This is a genomic window from Rosettibacter primus (assembly GCF_036860675.1).
Taxonomy (GTDB): domain Bacteria; phylum Bacteroidota; class Ignavibacteria; order Ignavibacteriales; family Melioribacteraceae; genus Rosettibacter; species Rosettibacter primus.
This window is the reverse complement of record NZ_JAYKGK010000006.1, coordinates 89,836-106,339: the sequence shown is the minus strand read 5'-3', so window position 1 is coordinate 106,339 and position 16,504 is coordinate 89,836. Positions and strand designations below refer to the sequence as shown.

Sequence of the window (16,504 nt, the reverse complement as noted above, 5' to 3'; positions counted from 1 at the left end):
AAATGTTATTCAAAAATTTAGAAGGAATTAATATGAGTATTAAATTGCGAATTCTTTTAGTAATTAATTGTTTCATTTTTTCTATTTCACTTTACTCTCAAACATTATCGATTAATGGTAAAATTACTTCCTCAAGATTTCCAGTTAAAGATGCAGTAGTAACTTTTATTGATAATTCAGATACTACAAAGAAGTATACGACATTAACAGATAATTCAGGGAATTATAAAATTGATATACTTACTTCTGTAATCGATAATCCAAATGAAATTCCCAATGATTTTATTCTTGGTCAAAATTATCCCAATCCTTTTTCAACTTCTACTTCTATTCCATATGGCTTGAATAAAGAATCTGATGTTCAAATTACAATTTATGATATACTTGGTAGAGTTGTGCGAAAATTTAATTTTGGTTTACAATCAAGAGGTATTTATAATATTGTGTGGGATGGTCGAAATAATTTTGGACAAAAAGTAGCTAACGGTATTTATTTCTATAAGCTTGATGCAGGCGGCGAATCGCAAGTTAAGAAAATGATATTTACTCAAAATGCAAATGGGCTTATGCCATTGAATTATTCTTTTTCTATGAAGAATATTGATTTTAATAATTTATCTAAAAGTTTCCAGAGCACATCATATAAAGTGAGAATTCAAAATGGTGAAAATACTACACCCATAATAGTTCCTCTTGAATATGATAAAATTGTAATTAATAGGGATACTACAATAAATTTTTCAGTAAATTATATTACTACTCTTTCAATTAACCCTGAAAAAACTTATCAGATTATAAGAGGTTTTGGAGCTGCAAATATTGTTCAATGGCGACCAGATATGACTGATTCTGAAATTGAAACTGCATTTGGTACAGGAGAAGGACAACTTGGTTTTACAATATTAAGAATCAGGATTCAACCTGATAGTAATTTATGGTATACTAATGTCTCAACAGCAAAAAAAGCATATGAAAAAGGAGCAATTATAATTGCATCACCCTGGAGTCCACCTGCATCAATGAAGACAAACAATAATCTTGTGGGTGGAGAATTGAGAGAGGATGCTTATGATGATTATGCAAAGCATCTTAATGCATTTGTGAAATATATGGAAAATCAGGGAGTACCAATTTATGCTGTTTCAATACAAAATGAACCTGATATTAAAGTGACATATGAATCATGCGATTGGACTCCGGAACAAATGGTTAAGTTCTTAAGAGAAAATGCCTCATTGATAGAAACTAAGGTAATGGCACCAGAATCATATCAATTCAGGCGTCAAATGTCTGACCCGATACTTAATGATTCAGTAGCCAGCAAAAATCTTGATATAGTTGCAGGACATATTTATGGCGGTGGTTTAGCTCCTTATCCATTAGCTGAACAAAGAGGAAAAGAAATCTGGATGACTGAACACTTAACGGGAAGTGATAATACAACTAATCCAACAAGCTGGTCTTTAGCTTTACCAGTAGCTCAAGAAATAACTGATGTAATGCAAGCTGGTATGAGCGCATATGTGTGGTGGTATATCGTAAGATTTTATGGACCAATAAGTGATGGAACGAATAACAGTGGAATAAAAGGGGAGGTTACAAAAAAAGGTTATGTGATGTCACAGTTCGCAAGATTTATTCGACCTGGTTTCTATAGAGTTGAAAGCAGTGTTGCTCCTGCTGTTAGCAGTGTTGATGTTACAGCTTATAAAGATCCTTCATCATCTAAACTAATAATTGTTGCTTTAAATTCCAGCACTAATGAAATACAAAATGTTTTTAGAATACAAAACAGTAATGTAATTTCATTTACACCATATACAACATCAGAAAAGAAGAATTGCCAGAAAGGAAATGTAATTAATGTTGTAAACGGTAAATTTACTTTTACTTTGGAACCATTAAGTATAACAACTTTCGTATCAGAATAATTAGATATAAGATTTTATATTAAATAATTCGTCTATTAGAAAATTCTAATACATTATTTTAAGATAGTGAAACATTTGTAAAGCGAAATTTATTTCGTTAATGATACTGTAAAAATTATTTTTCTGAAAAACGTGATAATTCTTTCATTAAAACTTATGCTTGGTAAGTTGTAATAAAATATTAACACATAGGAGCTGTTATGCATCGAACATTTTTGATTATTGCAATATTATTTATTTCTTTCACAATTTATGGCCAAGAGCAATTATCAGTTCCATCAAATTGGGTAGACTATGCTTCTGGTGAATATGACATTTTCCCTAATATCACCTATACAGTAGCTAACAATTATGAACTAAAACTTGATTTGTATTTACCTAAAAATCGTACTAATCCATTGCCAACATTATTGCTGTTCCATGGAGGTGGATGGGTTGCAGGACAAAAAGAACGAAATGTAATGCAACTTCTTCCATATTTATCTATGGGTTGGGCTGTAATTAATGTTGAATATCGAATTGCAAAAATTTCATTAGCTCCTGCTGCAGTAGAAGACTGCAGATGTGCACTTCGATGGGTTTATTATCATGCAAATCAATACAATTTTGATTTGTCTAAAATTGTTTTAACAGGCGGTTCTGCTGGTGGACATCTTGCTTTGATTACAGGTATGCTTCCACCACAATCTATTTTTGATAAACAATGTGCAACTCATGACAGCACTCGCTGGCAAAGTGCTTTTGAACCTCAAGTTAAAGTTGCTGCAATTATAAATTGGTATGGTATTACAGATGTTGCTGAACTTCTTGAAGGACAAAATGCCAAACATTATGCAATTGAATGGTTTGGCAGTTTACAAAATAGAAAAGAACTTGCAGAGCAGTTATCCCCAATTAATTATGTCCGTTCTGATTTACCACCAATTATTACTATTCATGGTGAGTTGGATGATATCGTGCCTTACAATCAAGCAGTTAGACTACATGTTGCATTGGATAAATATGGAGTGCCTAATAAATTAATCACAGTCAAAGGTGGAAAACACGGTGGATTTAATAAAGAAACTCTAATAAAATGTTTTTCAGAAATTCGAGAGTTTCTAAAAAATAATAAAATAATTAATTCTAATTAGAAATAATTTTCAGGTGTGTTTATGAAATCAGTAAATCGCAAGTATTTTTCTTTATTCATGATAACACAAATTTTTTTATCCACTTTGATTTTTCTTCAAAGTATATCATATGCTCAGGAGAAAAAATTGTGGAATAATAAAAAATGTGCAATTGCATTAACTTATGATGATGCGTTGAATGTACATCTCGATAATGTAATTCCATTATTAGATTCTTTGAATTTTAGAGCTACATTTTATATTCCAGGGAATGCTTTAGCATTCAAGAACAGAATTCAAGATTGGGCATTAGCTTCCAAAAATGGTCATGAGTTAGGCAATCATACTTTGTTTCATCCTTGCATAGGAAATATGAAAGGTAGGGAATGGGTCAAGCCTGAATATGATTTGAACTCATATACACTTCAAAGAATAACTGATGAAATCGAAATGACTAATGTTCTGCTCGAAGCAATTGATGGAAAGAAAAACAGAACTTTTGCTTACACTTGCGGAGATATGAAAGTAGGCGATACATCTTTTGTTAATATAGTCAAAAAATATTTTATCGCAGCTCGTGGAGTTGGTGGAGTAATACAAAAAATTGATGAAATTGACTTGTTTAATATTGGATGTTTTATGGTTAATGGGCAATCAGGTGAAGATTTAATTGAGCTTGTCAAAAAAGTTATGAATGAAAATGCACTTTTAGTTTTTCTTTTTCATGGAGTTGGTGGAGAGCACTCAATAAATGTTTCATCGGAAGCTCATCGTAAACTTTTATATTATCTTAAACAAAATGAAAAAGATGTTTGGGTAGCACCTTTAATTGATATTGGAGAATATTTGAAAAATTATCATGATAATAATAAATGAATAAAACAAAGGGTGATAAATTAATCCATCAATAAAATTAAGTTACAGTCATTTTTTTTAATTAAGGACAATAATTATGAAAAAACAATTTAAAATTTTATCGGAGAATATTTTACCAGTAATTTATATCAAATTAGTTATTTTATTTTTAATATCCTCACTTTATGCACAATCAGATACAATTGAAACTAATGTGCCAGCATTAAAAAATGTTTTTGCAAAAGATTTTTATATTGGTTGTCTTTTATCTTATCGGCATATAGGATTTCCAGCCGACCCATATGTTCCGGGTCAGTCATCTGTTGTTGCCCCCAACGGTGGTTATTTAATTAAATATCATATGAATAGCATGTCTCCAGGCAACAATATGAAACCACAATATACTGTTGATATTAGTGCAAGCGCTTCAGCATATTTAGCAGCAACAGACAAAGATTATGCTGATACTCATCCAATAGTAAAGTTTAATGGTGATATAATTGCTCAATTAAATTGGGCTAAGCGCCAGGGATTTACATTTCGTGGACATACATTAATCTGGCATAGTCAGACTCCAGCTGAATTTTTCCGTTCAGGTTATAATATTAATGGTCCCAGATTAAGTAAAGAAAAAATGATTCAGCGTATGGAAAATTACATTAAAGAAGTAATTAGATTATTGCATGAAGGTTGGCCTGGTCTTTTGTCAGCTATGGATGTAGTAAATGAAGCAGTGAATGATAACGGAGGTGATAGAACAGAAAGTGAATGGTATCAAACATTTGGCGATAATAGCTATATAATGAAAGCCTTTGAACTAACTCGCAAATACACTATCGAATATGGTGAAACTCAAATTAAACTTTACTATAATGATTACAATACACATTTACCAGCAAAAGCTGATGGAATTGTAAAAATTTGTAAACCAATTTTTGAAGCAGGATACTTAGATGGAATAGGAATGCAAGAACATGATGATTTAAATTCACCAACTGCTTCTCAATGGATTTCTACATATAATAAATTTTATCCAATATGTAATGAAATGGCAATTACAGAACTTGATATAACCACTGGTTATGCAAATCCGTCTGCTTCAATTTTACAGAAACAAGCTAATCAATATGCTCAATTATTTAAATGCTTTGTTGAAAGAAGTTATTTCTCAGGCAGAGGCAAAATTATTAGTGTTTCTAAAGATGGATTAAACGACCAATATACTTTCAAGACTAATCAGTCGTCGTCTTTATGGGATAGTAAAAATAAATGTAAGCCAGCATTTTATGCAGTGGTTTCAGTTGGAATAAATTACAATGCATTAGATTCACTCTTATCATTTGTCAATACATTAAAGGAAAGTGAATATACAACTGATTCATGGTTAAGATTAAGTACTGCCTTAACATATGCAAAAAATATTATGAGCAAAAATTATACAAATTCGGAATCAGCAGCTGATAGTTTATATAAAGCCAAGTTTGATTTAGAAAATGCAATTAAAAATTTGGTCCCAATATCTACAGATGTTATAGAAGAAGGTAACATAATTGAGAATTACCTTTTAAGCCAGAATTATCCCAATCCATTTAATCCATCAACGGTTATCAGTTATCAGTTACTAGAGAAAAATTTTGTAACATTAAAGGTATATGACATATTAGGCAGAGAAGTAGCAACTTTAGTAAATGAATACAAAGATGCAGGCAGTTACAAAGTAGAATTTTCGGCTGATGAGTATCATCTTTCAAGTGGAGTATATTTTTACACGCTTCAAGCAGGGAAGAATTTTATTGTTAAAAAAATGATGCTGACGAAATGATTTTGTTGTGAAGATTACCAGAGTAGAAAAACGAAGTAGGAATTAATAAGTATTAGATTCTTCGTCTGCCAAAAATGGCGCACTCAGAATGACAATGGAGAAGTTGAATTGTCATTCTGACTTGCCAAAGGCGAGGGAGAATCTCTTAAAAATGTAGAATTGGTTTTTAGATTCTTAGTCGACAGCCTTTTTGCGAACTCATGAGAAAGACATAAGAAAGAAAAACACAGTCATTCTGAATGGTGCGAAGCGAAATGAAGAATCTTAACAAGATGAAAACTTGAAATTAGATTCTTCGTTGTCGCCTTTCGGCGGGACTCCTCAGAATGACTGGAAGAAAATAGCATTGTTATACTTAATTTCCAATTCTACTTACACAATTTATAACTGTGCCGTCTTTTATGTAACTTAATATTATTCTAACAGTTTCTTCTGCCACTGCATTTTGTGCTTGTTCGGTCGAAGCCCCAATATGATGTGTTACATAAACATTATCTAATTCTTGAAGCTTAGAAGAAACTGCACCAGTTTTTTCTTCTGGTTCACCTTTAAATACATCAAGACCAACACGTAAGTTTTTTTCTTTTACGGCTTTTATAAGTGCTTCTTCATCAACAACATCAGCACGTGAAGTATTAATAAAAATTGCTCCGTTTTTCATCAATCCGAATAATTTTTCATTAAATAAATTTTTTGTTTCTGGAGTTGCTGGTAAATGAACAGAAATAACATCAGCAATTGGAAGAACTTCTTCAAATTCTGAAAATTGTTTAACACCCTCGTCTTCAATTTTAATAATGTCTTTTGCATAAATATTCATTCCAAATGCTTTGGCTCTTTTCGCAACTTCTTTACCAATATTTCCATAACCTATTATTGCTAATGTTTTACCAAAAATTCCTTGAGCATTGGAATATTCACCTTTGTTCCATTTACCTTGCTTAAAATCAAGAACATTGTGTGGAATTCTTCTGTCAAGAGAAATAATTAAACCAATTGCAAGTTCAGCTACTGCAATTGCATTTTTACCTGGACAATTTGAAACTGCAATTCCTTTTTTATTTGCTGCTTGAATGTCGATATTATTTACACCTGCACCAGCGCGAATAATTAAATTGAGTTTTTCAGATTTTTCAATTGTCTCAGCATTTACAATTGTAGAGCGGACAACCAAGCAATCAACATCTTTTGCAACTTCTGGCAAATCTTTTTCGCCTAATTTAGGATTGTAAATTATTTCTAAACCTGCATCTTTTAATTGTTGGATATAAATTTCAGGGAATTTGTCAGCTATTAATACTTTCATTTTTACCTCTAATTTATTTTATCATTGGAATTTTAATGCCAAATTTTTTTGCATTATCAATTGCTTTTTGGTAACCTGCATCTGCATGACGAACTATTCCCATAGCTGGATCATAATTTAATACTCTTTCGAGCCGAGCTTCAGCTTCTTTAGTCCCATCTGCAACTATAACCATTCCAGCATGAATTGATTTACCAATCCCTACTCCACCGCCATGATGAACCGATACCCAGCTTGCACCTCCGATTGCATTTAAAAGTGCATTTAGAATAGGCCAATCTGCAATTGCATCACTTCCATCAATCATTCCTTCTGTTTCTCGATTTGGAGATGCAACTGAACCGCAATCGAGATGGTCTCTTCCGATCACAATTGGAGCTTTTACTTTTCCTTCTGCAACAAGGCGATTAAAAATTTTTCCCATCTTAGCTCGTTCACCATATCCAAGCCAGCAAATACGAGCTGGCAATCCCTGGAAATGAACTTTCTTTTGAGCAAGCTCAATCCATCTTACAAGTGATTTATTTTCTGGAAAAGTTTCAATAACTGCTTTGTCTGTTTCATAAATATCATTTGGCTCACCGCTTAATGCTGCCCATCTGAAAGGACCTTTGCCATCACAAAAAAGTGGACGAATGTATTCCACTACAAATCCAGGGATATCAAATGCATTTTCAACACCATTTTCTTTCGCTTCTCCTCGGATATTATTCCCATAGTCAAAAGCTACTGCTCCGCGTGCTTGAAATTCGAGAATTGCTTTTACATGTTCAACTATAGTCTTCTTTGCAAGTTCAATATATTTTTTAGGATTTGTTTTTCTAAGTTCAAGTGCTTCTTCGAAAGTCATTCCCATAGGAACATATCCGTTTAATGTATCGTGAGCAGAAGTTTGGTCTGTAACAATATCTGGTATAATATTTTTCTCTAAGATTTTTGGCAATACTTCACCTGCATTTCCAAGTAATCCAACCGAAAGTGGTTGTTTTTTTTCTTTTGCCCCGAGAACTAATTTTAGAGCCTCATCTAAATCTTCAGTCATAATATCAAGATAACCTGTATCAATTCGTTTTTGAATGCGAGAACGATCAACTTCAACTCCTAAGAATGCAGCTCCGTTCATTGTTGCAGCCAAAGGTTGAGCACCGCCCATACCGCCTAAACCGGCAGTAAGTAAAAATCTTCCGCTTAAAGTTCCATTAAAATGCTGACGTGCACATTCAGCAAATGTTTCGTAAGTGCCTTGAAGAATTCCTTGAGTGCCAATATAAATCCAGCTGCCGGCTGTCATTTGTCCGTACATCGTTAACCCAAGAGCATCGAGACGACGGAATTCGTCCCATGTTGCCCATGCAGGTACTAACATTGCATTTGAAATTATTATTCGAGGAGCATCAGAATATGTTTTGAAGATTGCTACAGGTTTACCAGACTGAACTAAAAGTGTTTCATCAGATTCAAGATTTTTTAATGATTCAATAATTGCATCAAATGCTTCCCAGTTTCGTGCTGCTTTTCCTGAACCACCGTAGACAATTAATTCATTGGGCTTTTCTGCTACTTCTGGGTCAAGATTATTCATCAGCATTCTCATTGCTGCTTCTTGAATCCAGCCTTTACAGTTTAATTTGTTTCCTCCTGGAGCTTTAATAATTCTGGTTGACATGTTTATTCATTAAAATGATTTTGTAATAAATTTTTATATTGTGTAAAAACAGATTTCAAAAGCCATCTTTTGATAAACCCTGATTTCTTTAATTGCTTTTCTATATGCTCAACATTTTCCTTTAATCTAAAAACCAGCTTGGTCTTTTCTTCTTTAGTGAATCTAATTTCATCCGATGATTCATTTAGTTTATTTAATATAGAATTAAATGCACGTATGTCACCATAAAATTTTTCATCAGCACTCATCTGTTTTAATAAAGTTTTGCAGAATGTTTCCAGTAGTTTTTTTTCGTTCTTGTCAAAATGGTAAGTGTAATTCTTGAAAAGTTGTTTTGCCATAATTCTTATACCTTTAGTGATAGAAGTTTTTCTCTCATTTTTTGAAAGCCAGGTTTGATTACATTATAAATATAATGCAATCTCTCTTTATAGGGAATGAAAGATGATTTCATAGCATTTATATTAAGTTTTTCAATATCATCCAAATTCAACCCGAATAACTCACTTGCAATGACGTATTCTTTTGTTAAAGTTGTATTGCTCATTAATCTATCGTCTGTATTTAAAAATACTCTGAATTTTTCTTTATATAATTTTATGAATGGATGATTTTCTAATCTATCAACTGCACCAGTGTGAACATTGCTTAATAGATTAATTTCAAGTGGTAAACGAGTATCAAGAATATATTGAGCTAATTCTCCAAGTGCAACAACATTTCCATCTTTATCAAATACAATATCTTCTGTTAGTCGAGTTGCATGACCGATTCTATGTGCGCCACAAATTTGGATTGCCTGCCATATTGATTCTTTTCCAAATGCTTCTCCTGCATGAATTGTTATATTGAAATTTTTTTGTTTGATGTATTGAAAAGCTTCAAGATGTTTTTTAGGAGGATAGCCACCTTCTTCACCAGCGAGGTCAAAACCAACGACCCCATGGTTTCTAAAATTTACTGCAAGCTCGGCAATCTCTAAAGTATTTTTCATATTTCTCATCCCGCAAAGGATTAATCCATAACCAACTCCAAAATCTTGCTTTCCCTTTTCCAAACCTTCGAGTACTGCATTAAGTATATCTTCATAGTATAAGCCTTTTTGAGTATGAAAGACTGGTGCAAATCGAGTTTCTACATAACAAACACCATCATTTTTCATATCTTCCATCATTTCATAAGCTACACGAAATAGTGCTTCTTTTGTTTGCATAACAGCACAGGTGTGTTCAAAACCTTGAAGATATTCAACAAGATTTCCTTTATTTGCGCCGCTATGAAACCATTCACGCAATTCTTCAGGATCAGTTGTAGGTAATTTATTATACTTAATATCTTTAGCTAATTCGATTACAGTTTGGGGACGAAGGCCACCATCTAAATGGTCATGAAGCAATACTTTAGGAACACTTCGAATAATCTCTTCAATTTTCATTTTTATTTCCTTTTAGTCTCAAAAATATTCTTTTGATGTTCTAAAATCAATTTTATAAAAATACAGAATGTAGTTTATAAGTATATGGGCTAATTAGTTTTAAGGTAAATTTCTTTATCAAAGTTGATAAAGACTCAAAAAAGATTATATATAAAAATCATTAATTCTTTAGGAATAAAAATCTTTTTTTATTTGAAAGTTAATACATATTTTAGAACCAAAGGAACATGAATTATTATTTACAAATTAATTCAAGGAAGTTTTAAAATGTTAATTAGTAAAGAAGAAGCACTAAAATATCATAGCGAAGGTCGTAAAGGTAAAATTGAAGTAATACCGACCAAGCCATGTTATACTGCACGCGAATTATCTTTAGCCTACACCCCTGGGGTAGCAGAGCCGTGTAGAGAAATTGAAAAAAATGAAGAGGATGTTTACAAGTACACTGCAAAAGGAAATTTAGTTGCTGTTGTATCAAATGGGACTGCTGTTTTAGGTTTGGGGGATATTGGACCTCACGCTGGGAAACCAGTTATGGAAGGAAAAGGTGTTTTGTTCAAAAGATTTGCGGATATTGATGTTTTCGATATTGAACTAAATACGCATGATCCAAAAGAAGTTATAAGAGCAGTTCAACTTTTGGAACCAACTTTTGGCGGAATCAATCTCGAAGATATTAAAGCTCCAGAATGTTTTGAGATTGAAGAAGAATTGATTAGAACAATGAACATTCCGGTTTTTCATGATGACCAGCATGGCACTGCAATTATTTCGTGTGCAGCTCTAATAAATGCTATTGAAATTACAGGCAAAAAGTTATCTGATATTCGCATTGTTGTTTCAGGTGCTGGAGCTTCCGCAATAGCATGTTGTAATATGTATATAGCTGCAGGTGTAAAAAGAGAAAATATTTCAATGTTTGACACAAAAGGGCACATTAATAAAAATAGAACAGACTTAAATAAGTACAAAGCTCAATTTGCTCAAGATATTGTTTATAAAGACTTAGCAGATGCAATGAAAGGTGCGGATGTATTTATAGGTTTATCGATTGGAAATATTTTATCAAAAGAAATGGTAAAATCAATGGCAAAGAATCCTATTGTCTTTGCAATGGCAAATCCTGACCCGGAGATAAGGTATGAAGATGCTGTTGATGCAAGAAAAGATATAATAATGGCAACAGGAAGAAGTGATTATCCAAATCAGGTAAATAATGTTTTAGGATTTCCATTTATCTTTCGTGGTGCACTTGATGTTCGTGCAAGGAAAATTAATCAGGAAATGAAAATGGCAGCTACAATGGCCCTTGCTCAGCTTGCTAAGGAAAAAGTTCCTGAAGTTGTTATTAATGCATATGGTGGAAAAGAATTCTCTTTTGGTCCAGAATACATAATTCCAAAACCATTTGACCCGAGAGTTTTATGGTATGTAGCACCTGCTGTAGCTAAAGCTGCTATGGAAACCGGTGTTGCAAGAAAACCAATTGAAGATATGAATGCTTACATTGATCAACTTCAAGAAAGAATGGGATTTTCTACTGAAATTGTTCGTGTTATGGTTCATAAAGCTCGTAAAAATCCAAAAAGAATTGTATATCCCGAAGGAGAAGAAGAGAAAATTATTCATGCTGCATTCTCTGTATATGATGAAGATATTGGGGTGCCAATTTTACTTGGTAATGAGAAAATTATAAAAAACAAAATAAAAGAACTTAATTATGATGAAAATGTATTTGAAATAATAGATCCTGAAAATTCTCCTAAAGCAGATTATTATGCAGAAGAATTTTATAAGAAACGTCAGCGAAAAGGTGTAACAAAAAGAGATGCAAAAAATATGATAAAAATTCCAAACTATTTTGGTGCTATGATGGTTGAGCTCGGGGATGCTGATGCTATGCTTAGTGGATTAACATCTCATTATCCTCAAACTATTAGACCGGCACTTCAGTGTATTGGCGTAAAAGACGGTGTCAAAATTGTATCAGGAATGTATATAGTTATAATAAAAAGAAGAATATTTTTCTTTGCTGATACAACAGTAAATGTAGAGCCAACGGCAGAGCAACTCGCAGAAATTGCAATAAATACAGCTGAAGCAGTTAAAATGTTTGATATTGTACCCAAAATTGCAATGCTTTCTTTCAGTAATTTTGGAAGTGCTCCTTATCCTCAATCACAAAAAGTTGCTCAAGCTGTTAAGATTGTAAAAGAAAAATGTCCTGATTTAATTATTGATGGTGAAATGCAAGCTGATACTGCTGTAGTTCCAGAAAAAATTGAAACAGAATTCCCATTTTCAAATCTTAAAGGTGGTGCAAATGTTTTAATTTTTCCAAACCTCGATGCTGGTAATATAGCTTACAAATTATTACAAAGATTAACTGATGCAATTGTTATCGGTCCTATACTTGTTGGAATGAAAAAACCTGTTCATGTAATTCAGAAAGGAGATACAGTTAGAGATATTATAAATATTTCTGCTATTGCAGTTGTTGAAGCAGAAAATGCAAAGTAATTATATATATTAGCAGTATTATTAAAAGAGCGAATCACCCCGATTCGCTCTTAATTTATTAAAATATATTTGGATAAAGATTAATAATAATCAGCACCCAATAAAATCATAATTAAAGTTGCTTAAAAATATATTATACATAAGCTCAAGCATAATAATTTTTTTTATTGGATTATTATGTTATGGAATCCTTCTTAATTTGAGAGAAATTGATTTGAGCGATGCAATGAAAAGAAAAGGAATTAATAAATTTGAAAACCCCTGGATAAAGATTGATAGGAGAAATTATAAACTGGAACTCTACTCGGATAAAATTCTTGTCAAAACATATAAAGCTGTTTTTGGGAAAAATAATAGTATTATAAAAACTTCTGCTAATGATTTTGTAACTCCAATAGGGGAATATCAGATTTGTGAAATTGATATTCATTCAAAATATCATAAGTTCTTAAGAATAAACTATCCAAATGAAAAAGATGCTGCTGAAGCTTTAAAGCAGAGATATATAACTCAAGATGAATATATAAAAATCTTAGATGCATTTAATAGAAATGATTGTCCTCCTAAAGATACAAAACTTGGTTCTAATATTGGTATTCATGGAATTGGCGAATATGATTTTATTTTTAGAAATCTTCCTTTTACTTTCAATTGGACAAACGGTTCAATTGCCGTAAGCAATAAAAATATTGATGAATTATATTCGGTTGTAAAAATTGGGACAAAAGTTAAAATCACTTATTAAAAAAAATCAATTGAGAATTAAATTAACAAAAATATTTTTTCTGTTTTTTACTATAGGCATTTTTGCTCAAAATGGGAAAGAAATAGAACTAAAGAAGATTGAATTTATTGGGAATTATTCATTCTCAAAATCTGAGCTATCATCAGTAATATTATCGAAAGAATCTCCTGGCTGGATTTCACAATTTCTGCATAAATTCACAAGTCTTGGAGATGCCCCCTCGTATTTTGATTCATTGATAATACAATCAGATATTTCTGCTTTGAAGCAATTTTATTTATCGAATGGTTTTTTTAAAACAAAGATTAAATCGAATTATATAATATCTGAGGATAAAAAATCTGCAGCTCTAATTTTTACAATTGACGAAGGTGAGCCAGCAAGATTTCATTCCCTAAAATTAAATGGACTAAATTCACTCCCGGAAGAATTTCAAGAATATATTTTTAACAGAACTAAAGTTGATACAAATAAAGTATACAAAGAACAACTAGTTGAAAATTATAAAAATGTTGTTATTAATTATTTGCGTGATAATGGGTACATGCTTGCTGTAAGCGATATACCAGAAATCGTTGTTGATACAATGAAAAATATTGTTGATGTGCAGATAAATTTTAATCCTGGTAAAAGATATGTAATACGAGAAATTTATACTTCAAAGACAGGAAGCGGCAAAGATTTAGTTGAAGATAATTTACTCAAAGAAATTGTTGGAATAAAACCCGGTCAATATTATAGTAATTATGATATTCAACGTGGACAAATTAGATTATATAGAACAGATTTATTTACATCATCTGTGATTAACAGTATTATATCCGATACCTCTGGAAATACAGTTCCTTTGATTATAAGTGCAGATATTGGAATGCTTCATGAGTTGTCCCCGGAATTAATTATTAACAATGAGGATAATACATTTAATCTTGGTCTGGGGATAGGATTTACTAAAAAAAATTTTTTTGGGGATGCTAGAAAATTTAAAATAAATTCCTCTGCTGCAGCTCAAAATGTTTCAGAATTTATTCGTCATCCATCTTTTGCAGATTCAACTATATTTGGTTATGGCGATGCAAGAATTAGTGTTGAACAACCATTTTTATTCGGAAAACAAATTAATACTAAAATTGAATCCTACGTTACTGCTCAAAAAAGAAAACTTGAATACAATTCATTACTTTATGGAGCAAGACTCAGTTTCGATTTTGAACTTCCAATTCATACTTATTTGAACTCTTTGAATACATATTTAACAGTCGAAAGAGCAGAATATACTTATAAAGGTAGATACCTGATTAATCTGCTTACTCGTTATTATCAACGTTACAATTATACACCTGAAGCAGCTGATTCAATTTCAAAAAATTTGGTTTATAATGTTCTTGGTGGAGAACTTCCAACTGCAAGTACAAATGCTATTCTCGGAATTTTACTGGGAGCTAATAAAACTAACGATATTTTTTTCCCTACAAGAGGATATTCATTGAATTTATTATTAGAAGAAGCAAATTCTATTCCTTACCTTTTTTCAAGACTAATTCATTCTGAATTTTCAAGACCTTTATATGTAAAAACTCTTTTTACCACAACGGTTTATTTGCCTGTTTATAAATCATCCGAAAATTCTTTAGGTGCAAAATTTAAGATTGGTCAGATTTTTACTTTTAGAGGAGATAAATCGAACATTCCATTAAATCAAAGATTTTATGCAGGAGGCAGCAATTCGGTTCGAGGATGGAATACAAGACAATTAGTTCCTCAGCAGGAATTGCTTCCAATAGAAAATATTAATCAAATATCACTTGAGGATTTAGAAGCAATTCTTGAAAAAGGTGCACCAACAGGTGGATTCTTTCTGCTCGAAGGCTCAATTGAAACAAGAAATCGTTTGTTCGGAAAGATTGGTTCAGTTTTGTTTTTTGATTATGGGAATACATGGAACGATTATAAAAATGCTAAAATTAATGAGATTGCAGTTGCAGCTGGATTTGGTTTAAGATATTACTCGGATTTTGCCCCAATTCGACTTGATTTTGGAATAAAATTATATGACCCGATGAATAAAAAAAATTTTTCAAAAAAGAAATTTTTTAATGATTTACTCCAATTTCATATCGGCATAGGCGAAGCCTTCTGATATTTTTTTGTCACTTCTCAAAAGAGAATAGCTTTAACTTTGTTGATAAAAATAATTTTGAGTAATTTTGTAGCTACTTTTTAGGAGTTTCTTGATGATTTCAAGCATGACAGGTTATGGTAAAGCAATTGCTCAGAAAGGAGATTTAATTATTGAAGCAGAGATTAAAAGTCTCAATAGCAGATATCTCGAACTTTCCTTACGATTGCCAAAATTTTTATATGATAAAGAATTTGAAATAAGAGAAAGAGTTAGAAGTCAAATAAAAAGAGGCAAAGTTTTTTTAAACATAACTTTCAAAAAAAATAATATAGAAGATGATTTATTTATTTATGACCCTGTAGCTGTTAAATCAACTTTGAAAATGTTGAAAGACATCCGAAAAGCAGCAGGTCTAAAAGATAAAATAAAATTTACTGATTTAATTCAATTCCAGCATCTCTTTTTGAAAGCAGAACCAGATGAATTTAATGAAGAAATGGAATTGCTCAATCAAGTAATTGATAATGCAATTTTTGAAATGAATAAAATGCGAAATGCAGAAGGTCGTGAACTTGAAAAAGATATTAGAAAAAGAATTGAAATTATAGAATTAGCAGTTTATCAAATTGAAAAAATTAAAGAAGAAAATTTGCGATTGTATTTTGAAAACTTTAAAGACAAAGCTCGACAATTAGTTTCAAGTTTTATTGATAATGAACAAAGATTAATTACCGAACTTGCTTTGCTATCAGAACGATTTGATGTAACAGAAGAGTGTGTTCGTTTGAGAAGTCACATAAAATTATTTTTAGATACAATGGAAAATTCTGAAGAAGCAGGCAGGAAACTTAATTTTATATTGCAGGAAATGAATCGAGAAGCAAATACTATAAATAGCAAAGCAGTTTCATCTGAAATTTCGCATGCTGGAATTTTAATTAAAGAAGAGATTGAAAAAATACGTGAACAAATTCAAAATATTGAGTAGAA

The 16,504-nt window shown here is 31.7% G+C and carries 12 protein-coding genes; 8 read left to right on the top strand and 4 right to left on the bottom strand.

What is annotated here, in order from left to right:
- Positions 1-32: 32 nt before the first annotated feature.
- The 4 genes from VJY32_RS09195 to VJY32_RS09180 all read left to right on the top strand — a co-directional run bounded on the left by VJY32_RS09195 (position 33) and on the right by VJY32_RS09180 (position 5,720).
- Entirely contained in the window at positions 33-1,931 is a 1,899-nt protein-coding gene (locus tag VJY32_RS09195) for a FlgD immunoglobulin-like domain containing protein (RefSeq protein ID WP_353677617.1), read from the top strand.
- A 200-nt stretch (positions 1,932-2,131) separates the two neighbouring features.
- Positions 2,132-3,064, top strand: a complete 933-nt coding sequence (locus VJY32_RS09190) for an alpha/beta hydrolase fold domain-containing protein (RefSeq protein ID WP_353677616.1) — start codon at positions 2,132-2,134, stop codon at positions 3,062-3,064.
- Between the two features lie 21 nt (positions 3,065-3,085).
- Positions 3,086-3,919 carry a polysaccharide deacetylase family protein gene (locus VJY32_RS09185; protein WP_353677615.1) on the top strand — a complete coding sequence of 278 codons (834 nt, stop codon included), beginning with the start codon at positions 3,086-3,088 and terminating at the stop codon, positions 3,917-3,919.
- Positions 3,920-3,995: 76 nt separating this feature from the next.
- Positions 3,996-5,720 (top strand): endo-1,4-beta-xylanase, encoded by a 1,725-nt coding sequence (locus VJY32_RS09180; RefSeq protein ID WP_353677614.1) that lies wholly within the window; start codon positions 3,996-3,998, stop codon positions 5,718-5,720.
- 355 nt (positions 5,721-6,075) lie between these two features.
- On the opposite strand, the gene VJY32_RS09175 is transcribed toward VJY32_RS09180, so the two are convergent.
- The 4 genes from VJY32_RS09175 to VJY32_RS09160 are packed head-to-tail and all read right to left on the bottom strand — an operon-like array spanning position 6,076 to position 10,127.
- Positions 6,076-7,026, bottom strand: a complete 951-nt coding sequence (locus tag VJY32_RS09175; protein ID WP_353677613.1) for an NAD(P)-dependent oxidoreductase — start codon at positions 7,024-7,026, stop codon at positions 6,076-6,078.
- Between the two features lie 13 nt (positions 7,027-7,039).
- Positions 7,040-8,692, bottom strand: coding sequence for a urocanate hydratase (hutU, locus tag VJY32_RS09170; protein WP_353677612.1), 1,653 nt, complete (start codon positions 8,690-8,692; stop codon positions 7,040-7,042).
- Positions 8,693-8,694: 2 nt separating this feature from the next.
- Complete coding sequence (locus tag VJY32_RS09165; protein ID WP_353677611.1) at positions 8,695-9,033, bottom strand: hypothetical protein; 339 nt, start codon at positions 9,031-9,033, stop codon at positions 8,695-8,697.
- Between the two features lie 5 nt (positions 9,034-9,038).
- Positions 9,039-10,127 carry an adenosine deaminase gene (locus VJY32_RS09160; protein ID WP_353677610.1) on the bottom strand — a complete coding sequence of 363 codons (1,089 nt, stop codon included), beginning with the start codon at positions 10,125-10,127 and terminating at the stop codon, positions 9,039-9,041.
- A gap of 267 nt (positions 10,128-10,394) precedes the next feature.
- Between VJY32_RS09160 and pta the strand changes: the two genes are divergently transcribed.
- The 4 genes from pta to VJY32_RS09140 all read left to right on the top strand — a co-directional run bounded on the left by pta (position 10,395) and on the right by VJY32_RS09140 (position 16,502).
- Complete coding sequence (gene pta / locus VJY32_RS09155; RefSeq protein ID WP_353677609.1) at positions 10,395-12,647, top strand: phosphate acetyltransferase; 2,253 nt, start codon at positions 10,395-10,397, stop codon at positions 12,645-12,647.
- Positions 12,648-12,873: 226 nt separating this feature from the next.
- Complete coding sequence (locus VJY32_RS09150) at positions 12,874-13,392, top strand: L,D-transpeptidase family protein (RefSeq protein WP_353677608.1); 519 nt, start codon at positions 12,874-12,876, stop codon at positions 13,390-13,392.
- Entirely contained in the window at positions 13,364-15,532 is a 2,169-nt protein-coding gene (locus tag VJY32_RS09145; protein ID WP_353677607.1) for a BamA/OMP85 family outer membrane protein, read from the top strand. The genes VJY32_RS09150 and VJY32_RS09145 overlap by 29 nt, the downstream gene beginning before the upstream one ends.
- A 94-nt stretch (positions 15,533-15,626) precedes the next feature.
- Entirely contained in the window at positions 15,627-16,502 is an 876-nt protein-coding gene (locus VJY32_RS09140) for a YicC/YloC family endoribonuclease (protein ID WP_353677606.1), read from the top strand.
- Positions 16,503-16,504 lie beyond the last annotated feature (2 nt).

What these genes read in the sequence shown, in the direction of transcription:
- VJY32_RS09190 (WP_353677616.1), top strand. Translation starts at nt 2,132, where the DNA reads ATGCATCGAACATTTTTGATTATTGCAATATTATTTATTTCTTTCACA.
- VJY32_RS09185 (WP_353677615.1), top strand. Translation starts at nt 3,086, where the DNA reads ATGAAATCAGTAAATCGCAAGTATTTTTCTTTATTCATGATAACACAA.
- VJY32_RS09140 (WP_353677606.1), top strand. Translation starts at nt 15,627, where the DNA reads ATGATTTCAAGCATGACAGGTTATGGTAAAGCAATTGCTCAGAAAGGA.
- VJY32_RS09195 (WP_353677617.1), top strand. Translation starts at nt 33, where the DNA reads ATGAGTATTAAATTGCGAATTCTTTTAGTAATTAATTGTTTCATTTTT.
- VJY32_RS09175 (WP_353677613.1), bottom strand. Translation starts at nt 7,026, where the DNA reads ATGAAAGTATTAATAGCTGACAAATTCCCTGAAATTTATATCCAACAA.
- VJY32_RS09180 (WP_353677614.1), top strand. Translation starts at nt 3,996, where the DNA reads ATGAAAAAACAATTTAAAATTTTATCGGAGAATATTTTACCAGTAATT.
- VJY32_RS09165 (WP_353677611.1), bottom strand. Translation starts at nt 9,033, where the DNA reads ATGGCAAAACAACTTTTCAAGAATTACACTTACCATTTTGACAAGAAC.
- hutU (WP_353677612.1), bottom strand. Translation starts at nt 8,692, where the DNA reads ATGTCAACCAGAATTATTAAAGCTCCAGGAGGAAACAAATTAAACTGT.
- VJY32_RS09150 (WP_353677608.1), top strand. Translation starts at nt 12,874, where the DNA reads ATGAAAAGAAAAGGAATTAATAAATTTGAAAACCCCTGGATAAAGATT.
- VJY32_RS09160 (WP_353677610.1), bottom strand. Translation starts at nt 10,127, where the DNA reads ATGAAAATTGAAGAGATTATTCGAAGTGTTCCTAAAGTATTGCTTCAT.
- pta (WP_353677609.1), top strand. Translation starts at nt 10,395, where the DNA reads ATGTTAATTAGTAAAGAAGAAGCACTAAAATATCATAGCGAAGGTCGT.